The following is an 11,147-nucleotide window of genomic DNA, read 5'->3' as shown; positions in this document are numbered from 1 at the left end:
AGATCAAATTGAGAGAGCTGGTTTTTCTTCCCGCGCCCCATGAAGTAGGTTATGGTTTTTTGGATGGCCCTTGTAAATTGTCTGAAGGTGTTGATTGGCCCTTGGATGAAAATGGGAAACCCCTGTTTCATCTTCTTTCCCTGCCAATGAATTGGATCAAGGAGGGAGAAGGGACGGGACTTTGGTTGTCGGTTTTTATTTTGTATGATAAAGAGAGTTATTCTCACTATGGAAAGATTTCTCAAGAGGAAGACGTTGCTAAAAATGCGGTTGTCATTCTTCATGATATGAGCGGAAAGGAAAAGATTATTCATCCATATCAATCTGAAACTTCTAAATCAATAACAAACCGAGCCGCACAAGAAGATGATGAAAACGTGGCTTCGTATGTAGGGGGTATCCCTTATTGGGTCCAGGATCCAATAGAAATAAAAAATTATGAATGTGTTGCAACGATCTATGGCCCCGATATGGATGAAGCATTGGGAGAGAATAGAGGAGTCATATCTGATGGCGTGGGTTATGTTTTTATAAGGAAAAATATTGATATTTCCAAATCAGGGTTGGTTGGAAATTTCTATGTCCAGCTAGGTTGATTACTGTTGGATACGAGAATCTCTCAAACCACTGATGTGCTCCCCGATAGCCGTACCACCCAAATGTAAGTGAGATCCGCTTCGACCTGGCCGGCAACTTGCTCAACCCCAACCGGGGCGCTGGCGCGCAGGCGAGCGGCGGCGTGGGCCAGCGGGACGTGGTGCCGCACAACCGCCTGACGGTGTACCAGGACCTGCGCTTCGCCTACGACCTGCATGGCAACGTCGTCGAGCGGCGTATCGGCTGGCACATGGTTCAGCACTACCGCTACAGCCCGGAGCACCAGATCGTCGAAGCGAGGGTCGTGCGCTACCGCGACCGCCCCGCCGAAGGGCACGCGGAGCCTGCGCCTGCGGCCACGGAGCAGGTCACCCACTACCGCTACGACGCGCTGGGCCGGCGCATCGAGAAGCGGGACGCGTTCGGGCGCACGGCCTTTCTCTACGACGGGGACCTGCTGGCGGGCGAACTGCGCGGCAGCAGGCTGTCGGAATACCTCTACGAGCCGGACAGCTTCGTGCCGCTGGCGAAGCTGGAGTCGGAGTGGAAGGGCGAGGCCGCAGAGAAAGAGGGGGCACGACCCAGGGACTTCGCCGCCTACTACTACCAATGCGACCAGGTCGGCGCGCCGCAGGAACTGACGGACGAACAGGGCCGTATCGTGTGGGCGGCGAGCTACCAGGTGTGGGGGCAGACGCAGGCGTTGCAGGTAATGCGCACGGGTACGGACGACGCGGCGGTATTCACCCAGGCGGAGCGGCCTTTGGCGCTGGCGGCGAAAGGGGAGATCCTGGCACTGAGCTTCGTGGAGCAACCGCTGCGGTTCCAGGGGCAGTACTTCGATGGCGAGACGGGGCTGCACTACAACCGACATCGGTACTACGATCCGGTGACGGGGCGGTTCGTGCACCAGGATCCGATTGGGCTCGACGGTGGAGTAAATCTTTTTGTTTTCGCTCCCAATCCTTTAGAGTGGATCGATCCATATGGACTAGTAAAGTTTACAAAGAAGACTAAAGGCTTGATCCTGGATGAGAATGAGCAATTTTTTGGTGTTAAGAAATGCGAGAAATGTAAATGCCGAGGGCAGCAACCAAAGAAGAGCCAAAAAGGTGTTACACCTCCTCAAGACGAGTGGCAGATTGACCATATCGATCCGGAGTCAGCGGGAGGCCCCGCCACAGAAGTGAATGGCCAAGTCCTCTGTAGAAAATGTAATAGAGAAGATTGGTATAAGAAGGAACCGAACTATAAAAAGAGAAATCGTCTTGAAAAGAAAAAGTCTAACAAGCCCAAAGGTGGCAAATGTGATGGAACGTAGTAGGGTGATTTTTGAGCTGAATCAAGACGATGACGGTTATCCTCCGTTTTCTCGTGAGGGTATATGGGCTATACGGATCGCTGACGATGTATGGCGAGTGGATAATATTCCATTTTTCTCGTCAGAAGTTAGTAATTGTGATTCCATTAGCGTGTCAAGAGGAGTGAATGAGGCTCTATTCTTTAAATCTGTCGTGTCCAGAGGTGGCATAGCACGATAAGAATTTTCTTTAACGAAGATTCAAAAATTCCGGAAATAAGAGCTTCTTTAAAAAATCTCGGTTGTTTATCTGAGGGCACAAACATAAAACGGCTCGTCGCGGTCGATGTTCCTCCTGATGTGGATATGCGGAGAGTAGAGGGTTATCTGAATGAACTCAAGGATAATGATCTGATTGACGTGGAGCATGGGCTGATTCAGCATTCGGGCTGAGAGGCTGTAATTTCTGAGATGGTGGTTGGAGAGTGGATGCGTGATATTGAAGATATAGGAAACATGGACCTCTGGCAGAAAGCCACGCAGGCTCGGCGTGAAGAGGTATGCCAGGTTATATTGAGAAGACTTCCTAAAAGATTCAAGCTGGTTAAGCCGTACAAGTCAGTCAATCCCAGCAATGGACAGGAAATTGAGATACCCTGTTTTTATGATGAGCGATACGAAACTGCATTGAACCTTGTATTTGGAGGTGAGTTTTTCTATGGTGCGACGAATGAGCGTTTCATGGAAATAGAAAGACTCTTTTCCAAGGATGACTGGGCAGGGATTTCTCCCCTTATTCGAAGAAGGGGGCCTGGAGGTTCAGTGAGGGTATCTGCTTTCCTGATGAGCCGATTCCCCGTGTACGAATGGGTGGTTGAAGAAAACATGGACCTCGATGAAGACATCGAGAGACCAGATTTTTATAGCGAAGATGGACCCTATCCAGTGTATGTGACCTCGGATGAGGCGGCGGTTTTTTTGAAAAAAAGTGGATACCGGCTTCCCGAGGATAAGGAATGGGAGTATGTCGCCAAGGAGGGGAAGGATAATATTTCCATTTGTGGGGATCACGTTCCGGGAGAGGGGGAGCTGGAAAGTGTCTGCCTTGCTCAGTTCGGTGACGCGCGAAAAAACAGGGATGCTTCCAATTTGTTGGGCATCGCGGGCTTGGGCGTTGCCTCGTTCACCGTGAATGGCCCGGAGAGAAATGAATTGACCATTCGGGGTGGGGCTGCAGGATTTTATCCATTTCAGCATCCATCACAAATTGGCATGCTGTTGAGCGAGCTCCAGCTGCCTCCTTCGAACATGCCTGGAGGGCTGGCGGGAATGCGTCTCTGTCTGGATATTCCTGGAGTTTGAATGTTGAATCCTGATCGAAAGATGATTTGTGAAAAATATGGATCGAAGTATCATGAATTTCTGGAGAACTTGAATGTCGGGGTTAATATTGAATCTCTCGGAATGATTCCTGTGTATGGGGTCAGGATAAATCCTGCCTTTGGTACTTCGGGGTGGTATATATGGGGCGGAAAATACTCTGAAGATGAGGATTTTTTCAAACCAATTCACGGATTTCATTTGATACAGAAGCTTCCCGGGTTAAGCAAGTATCTTGCACTGGCTCCGGGATTTAAATTTATTGTGGATGGGGATGGATACGAGGATGTGTGGTTTGACCCCTCTTCCTTAAAAAGGGCCGGGCAATCTGGGGTTTGGTGATGGATAAATCTATTTTTCCTTCAAATGTTGTTGAAGTATTCGATTTCATCGTTCGTGGCGAGCTTTTGGTGACCGCTTATGCAGGGGATGGATTCCCGGCGCTCATGCTCGATGACATGGGGACCGCGCTGGAGCGCTACACCAACCAGGATGTTGAGCCCCCGGACCATTTTTTGCTCGACATCACAGCGGATGCTGCTGGTGAAATTCCTGCGAACCCCGAAATTAAAGAGTTCTCGGGATTGAAGCGCAGCTTGGTGGAATATGATGAGCAGGAAGATTTTTATGAAATAATCCTGAGGAAAATTTCCACGGTTTCAGAAGATCTTGAAATCAATGCAGCGCAATCCAGGTTGCTGGCGGACGCCATCAGCGGGGATTTGTACAAATGCGCAGAGGCCCGGCTTTGCCTGGAGCGATCGCATCCATATTTCGAGAGGGTTTTCGAAATCTACAAGAACCAAGGGTTCCCTTGCGGTTGGAGAGGCGGGGATAACTGGAGAGACGGTGATTTTTATATTTATAGTCGCCCTCAATGATGATTGAGGGTATGGAATGATTGCTGACTTCACCAGCCTGATTCGATCCGCCGCCCGGGAGGCGTTTCAGAAAATCCAGAAAGACCATCCCGGCGAGGGTTTCTGTGCCTTCGCGCTGTATTCGGACGAGGGCGCCATGACGGTCTGTGCCGCAGCCAATACCCAACGCCATCTGGAAGCCTGCCTCCGCGAAGAGCCCGATGAAGCCTCCTACTGGAAGTGGAGTCCCGCTGAATGGAAGCATGAGGGCTTTGGTGATGGCTGTTTCGTCGATGTACACAAAGCCCTGCAGGATTTTCATGCCATGCCACACGACGACGCGCACTTCCTGGCGTTTCAACAGGGCTTGTTCGAATCGTGCGTGGCCGCCATGGAGGCGCTGCGGACCGAAGGCGTAATGGGCGATGGCATTGCGGTGTTTTGCGTGACCGACCACGAGGACGCCGAGCAGGAGATCGCCTGGATCCGGCGCCTCAATGCACCGGGCCACGCGGCTGAATTCGCGCAATGGATCGAGAGCGAGCAATAGCACTGCGCGGGATGGCAGGTGCATCACGCAGCAGTCCACGCACTGCGCTGGTGGACGGCAAGGCGCCGGACACCGTGGTCCAGCCGCTGCGCTACCCGCTCACCCGGCGGGCTGCCCCCTGCGGTGGACGGGTGGGGTCGCAGGCGCCATGTCCAAGAGCGGCGTCAGCCGCAACGTGGCCGACCGTGTCGCCCCCGGTGCCAGCAGTTCGCCACCCGTGTGCGGCAGGCCCCGCTGGCGCAGGTGCATCCAGTCGGCCACGTTCGAGACCGGCTCGATGCAGAAGAAGTCCTGCCCCGGCGGCGTGAAGAGGGTGACCATGTCCAGGGGCTGCGATGCCGCCATGGCGAGGCCGACGCCGCGCCCGGGCCAGGTGACCCGGGCGGTGCCGCGCCAGCCCGTGAAGGTGTTGTCCACGCGCAGGCCGGCGACGCCGATGCCTGCGGCCAGGTCCGGCAGCCAGGACGGCCGGGCAAGGGCGGTGGGCAGCACCTCCGCGTCGGTTTCCCACATGGCGTCGGTGTCCAGCGCCATCCGCGCCCCGGCCGCGTCGGGCAGGAAGCAGTGGTGGCCCATGCCGAGCGGCATGGGCACGGTGTCGTGGTTGGTCACGGAGAGCACCAGGGTGAGGCCGTGCCGCGCGTCGAGCGCGATGTCCTGCTGGCAGGCGAAGGCGTAGGGCCACTCGCCCGCCGCGTGGTGCAGGCCCAGGCGCACGGCACTGTCCGACTGCGCTTCTACCTGCCAGGGCAGCCGCCACGCGAGGCCGTGGCGGCGGTGGATGGAGCCGTCGTGCTCCGGCCCCAGGGCGACGGGGCGGGGGCCGTAGTCGCCGCGGCCCTCCCGCAGGCGGTTGCAGAACGGCACCATGGGAAAGCTCGCCATCAGGCGCACGGCTTCGTTGCCGGCGGGCGCCGGGCGCAGCCAGTCGATGCGTTCCTGCCCGTCCTGCAGCGTGAAGAACGCGGCGATGGAGCCGCCCCACTGCGCGGAGACTTCGGCGCGCAAATCGCCCGCGGCCAGGCGCAGCAGCGGCGCCACCGCAGCCCCCGTCACCGCGCCGGATGGCGGCCTGGCGCTCACAGCCGAACGCCCTGTGCGTCGAAGCGGTGCAGGTGCTCCGGCGGCGCGACGATGCCGACCGTGTCACCGCGCTGGAAGGTGGTCTGGCCCGGCAGGACCAGTTCGAACGGCGCATCCGGCACCACGTGGCCGTGCAGCACGCTGGTGCTGCCCAGTTGCTCGACCTGCGTCACGGTGAGCCGCAGCGGCCCGGAGGGATCGGGCCGGGCATGCTCCGGCCGGATGCCCACGGTGTGGGTGCCGGCGGGCAGGCCCGGGAACTGCGCGGCGGGCACGAAGTTCATGCGCGGGCTGCCGATGAAGCCCGCGACGAAGCGGTTGGCGGGCCGGTTGTAGAGCTCCAGCGGCGAGCCCACCTGCTCGATGCGGCCCGCGCGCAGCACGACGATCTTGTCGGCCATGGTCATGGCCTCGACCTGGTCGTGGGTGACGTAGATCATGGTGGCGCCCAGGCGGGCGTGCAGGTCCTTGATCTCCGCGCGCATCGACACGCGCAGTTCCGCGTCGAGGTTCGACAGCGGCTCGTCGAACAAAAACAGCTTGGGCTCGCGCACGATCGAGCGGCCGATGGCCACGCGCTGGCGCTGCCCGCCCGAGAGCTGCGTGGGCTTGCGCGCCAGCAGGTGGTCCAGCTGCAGCATTTTGGCGGCGGCCTGCACCTTGGCCTGGATGGTGGCCTTGTCCACCTTCAGGTTCTCCAGGCCGAAGGCCATGTTGTCGTACACGCTCATGTGGGGGTAGAGCGCGTACGACTGGAACACCATGGAGCAGCCGCGGTGCGCGGCGGAGACGTCGTTGACGACCTGGCCGTCGATCAGGATGTCGCCGCTGGTCGCCGTTTCCAGGCCGGAGATGATGCGCAGCAGCGTGGATTTGCCGCAGCCCGAGGGGCCGACGAACACCACGAATTCGCCGCTGGCGATCTGCAGGTCCACGCCATGGATGGTGGTGACCTTGTCGAAGGTCTTGACGATGTGGGAGAGTTGGAGGGTGGCCACTGAAGCGGTTCCTTGTGAGCGGTCGCGGCGGGTTACTTGACGCCGGCCCCGGCGATGCCGGCGGTGATGTATTTCTGCAGGAAGGCGAAGACCACGGTGATCGGCAGCAGGGTGATCACGGTCATGGCGAGCAGGTAGTTCCACTGGGTGTTGAGCTCGCCCTGGAAGGAGTTGAGCGCCAGCTGCAGGGTGAAGTTCTCGGACTTGGACAGCACGATGAGCGGCCAGAGGAAGTCGTTCCAGCGCCACATGAACGAGAAGATCGCCAGCACGGCCAGGGCCGGCGCGGACAGCGGCAGGATGATCTTCCAGTAGATGCGCCATTCGCTGGCGTTGTCCATGCGGGCGGCTTCCAGCAGTTCGTCGGGAATGGTCAGCATGTACTGGCGCAGCAGGAACACGCCGGTGGGCGTGGCCACGGCGGGCAGGATCACGCCCCAGGGGTTGTTGAGCAGGCCCATGCTGGAGACCACCAGGAATGCCGGCACCATGATGATGGTCGGCGGGATCATGAGGGTGCCGATGATCGCCAGGTACACGGTCTTCTGGCCGTCGAAGCGGTATTTCGAGAGGGCGAAGGCCGCCATGGAGTTGAAGAGCAGCGTGAGCACCGTGGCGACCACCGTGATGAAGACGCTGTTCCAGAGATACTTGCCGAAGGCGAACTTGCCGAAGAGCGACGTGTAGTTGTCGGTGGCGAAGCGCAGTTCGTTCACGGGCTTGCGGTCGTTGATCGGCACGCGCACGACGGTGTCCGGATCTTTCGGGTCCACCATCGTGGCAACGAGCCCGATCCGGCGGACCTGGGCGAGTTCGCGGGTGTGGCCCTGTGCGTCTTTCACCTCGAAGAGGGGCAGGGGCTGGCCGTGGCCGGGCACCATGGCCGTCTTCTGGGCGTAGGGCAGGAAGGAGGGCGGGAACTGGGCGAGCGCGCCTTCCGTCTTGAACGACGACATGACGAGCCAGAGCACCGGCCCGAACATGACCAGCAGGCCCAGCGAGAGGTATGCGTACGAGAGCCAGTCGGTCCAGTCGAGGCGGCCGCGCCCCCGCGTGCGGGTGAGGAAGTTGGCCATGTGTGCAGTTCCTTTTTTCTCGTTGTCTTCTTTTTTATTTGCGCGGGGCGCCGGCGTCCTTCGCCCGGGACAGCCGCAGCTGCAGCAGGGTGAGCGCCATCAGGCCCGCGGCGAGCAGCAGGGAGGCGGCGGCGGCCAGGCCGTACAGGTGGATCTGCTCGGCGAAGCCCGTCTGGTAGATGTACTGCACGATGAAGGTGGTGGCGGAGCCGGGGCCGCCGCCGGTGAGCACGAACACTTCGTCGAAGATCTGCACCGCGCGGATCATGACCAGCACGAGCACGACGACCAAGTTGGGCATGAGCAGCGGCAGCGTGATGCGGGTGAGTACGCGCAGGGGGCTGGCGGCGTCCATTTCCGCGGCTTCGTACACGTCCTTCGGGATGGCCTGCAGGCCCGCGAGCAGGATGAGCGTGTAGAAGCCCATGTGGGCCCAGATCGAGACCACCAGCACCCAGAAGAATGCCCAGTGGCCATCCAGCAGCCAGTCCATCGGCTGCGCGCCCGCGGCCACCAGGCCGGCGTTGAACACGCCCTGGCTCTGCAGCAGCCATTTCCAGATCAGCGCCACCACCACGGGCGAGAGCAGCACCGGGTAGAAGAACACGCCGCGCCAGAAGCCGCGGCCGATGATCTTGCGGTTGAGCACCAGCGCCGTCACCAGCGAGAAAAACAGCATCAGCACGACCTGCAGCACGCTGAACTGCGCCGTGTTGACGATCGCGCGCCAGAACACGTCGGTGCGGCAGGTCTGCAGGTCGGCGTAGTCGCGGCATTCCAGCAGGATGTGGAAGTTCTCCAGGCCGGTGAACGGCCGCTGGGACGGCAGCAGGTTCATGCCGCCCGTGAAGGCATAGACCAGGTTGATCGCGATGGGGGCGAAGGTGAAGACGGCGATCAGCAGCAGGTTCGGCCCGACGAAGAGCCAGCCGATGCGGGACGAGCCCAGCCACTTCTGCCCCAGGGCGAACAGGGGCTCGAAGAGGTTGAAGAAGAAGGCCAGCACCTGGCCGGGAAGGGAGAGGAGGCTGCCCCGCGGCACCGCGGGCGCGCTGCCGCGAAGAGGGGCCGCTGGGGAGGGCTCGGGCGGCTGGGAGATGTTTCGCATGGCCGATTCTGATGTCGAGTTCCGGTGGGCGCCCGCCGGGGGCCGCGGAAAGCGGCCGGAGCGGGCGCGCGGTCAGAAGGTGGTTGCCAGGCCGATCGTGTAGGCGGTGAGGTTCTTGCCGGGCGTGCCCGGCAGGATGCCGTTGAGCCCGTTGGCGGAGTTCGCGTGGTTGCGCACGTGCGATGCGGCCGTATAGAGTTCGGTGCGCTTGGAGAGCCGGTAGTGGTAGCCCACGCTCAGGCCGGCCGCGCCGCAGCTGGCGCAGTCGTCGAACGTCTTCTTCGCATAGTTCACCCACAGCTGGCTGGAGCCCGCCCAGTAGGACGCGCCGAGCATCCAGTCGCGGCCCTTGAGGCGGGCGCCGGGGTCGTCGAGCTTCCAGAGGTGGTAGTTGCCCCAGAGCTTCACGGTCTGGGGCACGACGTCGTACATGCCGGAGAGCAGGGTGTCGCTCTGCGTCTGGTAGCCGCCCGTGCCCACGGGAGCGAGGGCGCGCTTTTCCTGGTACACCAGGCCGGCGGCGAGGCGGTCTCCCTTGTATTCGGTGCCGGCGGACAGCACGCGGGCGCTCGAGCCGGCGTAGCCCTCGGCCGAGCCCGCTCCCAGGCGCACGATCGTGTTGGCGAAGGTCGGCGATTTATAGACGACCATGTTGTCTTCGAAGGTGGACGAGATGCCCAGCTGATAGACGCCATTGCTGACGCTGTCCAGCGCGCCCGCCGCCTGGATCGGCGATGCGGCCGTGGCGATGCGCGTGGCGCTGCGCTGGATGGTGTTGGTCGCGCTCCAGCCGTGCATGCGCAGGGGGCCGGTGTCGTCGGCGAGCAGGAAGCCCCAGAACAGCGGCGTGTACTGGCGGCCGAGCGTCAGCGTGCCCAGCCGGGCGTCCGAGAGGAACACCTGCGAACCCGCATTGAAGAAGCGGGCGCCGCTCAGGGGCGTGCCGGTGTCGGCGGCGAAGCGGTCCTCGAGATAGAAGCCCGCGCTCAGGCCGCCCCCGAGGTCTTCGGTGCCTCCGATGCCGAGGCGCGACGCGGTGTAGGTGCCGCTGTCCACGCGCGTCACGCGGCCGTCGCCGTTGTTGATGGACACCACGCCCATGTCCACGCGGCCCGAAAGGGTCACGCTGCTCTGCGCGAAGACGGGGGCCGCCGCGAGTGGCGAGAGCATCGCCGCCGCGCAGGCCATCTTCATTCGTTTCATTGTTGTCTCCAGTTGCCTTGGAAAAGCGCGGGCTGCAATGAGCCCGCACGCAAGCTGCCGGCTTCGTCCCCACCACAGAGCATTTGTTGCCGGCCATCTATCTTAATGTTGTAATGTATTAGTGCTTCACTAGCGTTTCTACCTACCTATAATGGGACGATGATCGACACCCTCGCACGCATTCCATCCATCCGCCTGGAACGCTCCCGCCATGCGGCGCCGCAGATCTTCGAGGCGCTGCGCGAGCTGATCATCGCGGTGGAACTGGTGCCGGGCACGGTGCTGCCGCGCGCCGAGATCGCCGAGCACTACGGCGTCAGCCAGACGCCCGTGCGCGACGCCATGATCAAGCTGGGCGAGGAGGGCCTCGTCGAGATCTATCCGCAGCACGCCACGATCGTGAGCCAGATCGATGTCGAATCGGCCCGGCAGGCGCACTTCCTGCGGCGCGCGCTGGAGATCGAGATCGTGCGCGAGATCGCCGCCCGCCCCCGGGAGGCCGTGGAGCCGCTGCTGCGCAAGCTGCGCGCGCACATCGCCAGCCAGCGCCAGGCCGCGTCGCCCGATACCTATGCGGATTTCATCGAGGCCGACCGCGCCTTCCACCGGGAGCTCTACGAGGCGGCCGGGGCGGCGGGGCTGTGGGCGCTGGTGCGGCAGCGCAGCGGCCACATCGACCGCCTGCGGCGGCTGCACCTGCCGGCCGAGGGCAAGACCGAGCGCGTGATCCGCGACCACTCCGGCATCGTGGCCGCCATCGAGCTGGGCCAGCCGGAGGCCGCGGCCGAGGCAATGCGCACGCACCTGGCCGGCACGCTGGGCATCGTGGAAGAGATCCGGGCGCAGCACCCGACCTATCTCACCCGCTAGGCCCGGCGGCGCGCCGGGCGCGGCAAAGACGCCACTTAGGGGTTTCCATAGGTACATTAATATATTAGTACTTTATGATTTTTGCTGAGATCCGAGCGGGCCGATAGCGCTCGCGCAGCGCC

At 61.1% G+C, this 11,147-nt stretch carries 12 protein-coding genes and 2 pseudogenes; 9 read left to right on the top strand and 5 right to left on the bottom strand.

All coding sequences use genetic code 11. The features are described 5' to 3' along the window. Positions 1 to 8 precede the first annotated feature (8 nt). The 8 genes and pseudogenes from ACGHC0_RS17630 to ACGHC0_RS17600 all read left to right on the top strand — a co-directional run bounded on the left by ACGHC0_RS17630 (position 9) and on the right by ACGHC0_RS17600 (position 4,687). Positions 9 to 596: a hypothetical protein gene (locus tag ACGHC0_RS17630; RefSeq protein WP_368352208.1), complete on the top strand. Its 588-nt coding sequence runs from the start codon at positions 9 to 11 to the stop codon at positions 594 to 596. Positions 597 to 676: 80 nt separating this feature from the next. Further along, a pseudogene (locus tag ACGHC0_RS17625) lies at positions 677 to 1,591 on the top strand (RHS repeat domain-containing protein); the annotation flags it as partial. A 27-nt stretch (positions 1,592 to 1,618) separates the two neighbouring features. Beyond that, positions 1,619 to 1,918, top strand: coding sequence for an HNH endonuclease signature motif containing protein (locus ACGHC0_RS24790; protein ID WP_415926609.1), 300 nt, complete (start codon positions 1,619 to 1,621; stop codon positions 1,916 to 1,918). Then, positions 1,908 to 2,350, top strand: a pseudogene (locus ACGHC0_RS17620) (DUF4265 domain-containing protein). Before ACGHC0_RS24790 ends, ACGHC0_RS17620 begins: the two are co-directional and overlap by 11 nt. Before the next feature lie 36 nt (positions 2,351 to 2,386). Continuing rightward, positions 2,387 to 3,259, top strand: a complete 873-nt coding sequence (locus ACGHC0_RS17615) for a hypothetical protein (RefSeq protein ID WP_415266315.1) — start codon at positions 2,387 to 2,389, stop codon at positions 3,257 to 3,259. Continuing rightward, positions 3,260 to 3,619 (top strand): hypothetical protein, encoded by a 360-nt coding sequence (locus ACGHC0_RS17610; RefSeq protein WP_368352202.1) that lies wholly within the window; start codon positions 3,260 to 3,262, stop codon positions 3,617 to 3,619. Then, positions 3,619 to 4,158: a hypothetical protein gene (locus ACGHC0_RS17605; RefSeq protein WP_415266314.1), complete on the top strand. Its 540-nt coding sequence runs from the start codon at positions 3,619 to 3,621 to the stop codon at positions 4,156 to 4,158. Before ACGHC0_RS17610 ends, ACGHC0_RS17605 begins: the two co-directional genes overlap by 1 nt. Before the next feature lie 16 nt (positions 4,159 to 4,174). Further along, positions 4,175 to 4,687 (top strand): DUF4303 domain-containing protein, encoded by a 513-nt coding sequence (locus tag ACGHC0_RS17600; protein ID WP_368352200.1) that lies wholly within the window; start codon positions 4,175 to 4,177, stop codon positions 4,685 to 4,687. A gap of 99 nt (positions 4,688 to 4,786) precedes the next feature. Here the strand turns inward: ACGHC0_RS17600 and ACGHC0_RS17595 are convergent, their stop codons facing one another. The 5 genes from ACGHC0_RS17595 to ACGHC0_RS17575 all read right to left on the bottom strand — a co-directional run bounded on the left by ACGHC0_RS17595 (position 4,787) and on the right by ACGHC0_RS17575 (position 10,155). Next, on the bottom strand, positions 4,787 to 5,770 hold the full coding sequence (locus tag ACGHC0_RS17595; protein WP_415266313.1) for an aldose 1-epimerase: 984 nt from the start codon (positions 5,768 to 5,770) through the stop codon (positions 4,787 to 4,789). Further along, entirely contained in the window at positions 5,767 to 6,768 is a 1,002-nt protein-coding gene (locus ACGHC0_RS17590) for an ABC transporter ATP-binding protein (protein ID WP_368352198.1), read from the bottom strand. Before ACGHC0_RS17590 ends, ACGHC0_RS17595 begins: the two co-directional genes overlap by 4 nt. 32 nt (positions 6,769 to 6,800) lie before the next feature. Further along, a complete protein-coding gene (locus tag ACGHC0_RS17585) occupies positions 6,801 to 7,844 on the bottom strand; it encodes a carbohydrate ABC transporter permease (RefSeq protein ID WP_415266312.1) in 1,044 nt (347 codons plus the stop codon). A 34-nt stretch (positions 7,845 to 7,878) separates the two neighbouring features. Next, positions 7,879 to 8,952 (bottom strand): carbohydrate ABC transporter permease, encoded by a 1,074-nt coding sequence (locus tag ACGHC0_RS17580; protein WP_415266311.1) that lies wholly within the window; start codon positions 8,950 to 8,952, stop codon positions 7,879 to 7,881. A gap of 72 nt (positions 8,953 to 9,024) precedes the next feature. After that, complete coding sequence (locus ACGHC0_RS17575) at positions 9,025 to 10,155, bottom strand: porin (protein ID WP_415266310.1); 1,131 nt, start codon at positions 10,153 to 10,155, stop codon at positions 9,025 to 9,027. Positions 10,156 to 10,314: 159 nt separating this feature from the next. On the opposite strand from ACGHC0_RS17575, the gene ACGHC0_RS17570 reads away from it, so the two are divergent. Beyond that, a complete protein-coding gene (locus tag ACGHC0_RS17570) occupies positions 10,315 to 11,025 on the top strand; it encodes a GntR family transcriptional regulator (protein ID WP_368352194.1) in 711 nt (236 codons plus the stop codon). Positions 11,026 to 11,147: the final 122 nt, after the last annotated feature.

The organism is Acidovorax sacchari (assembly GCF_042847045.1).
GTDB classification, from domain to species: Bacteria; Pseudomonadota; Gammaproteobacteria; order Burkholderiales; family Burkholderiaceae_C; genus Paracidovorax; species Paracidovorax sacchari.
The sequence above is the reverse complement of the archived record's forward strand: the minus strand, read 5'-3'. Positions and strand labels throughout refer to the sequence as shown.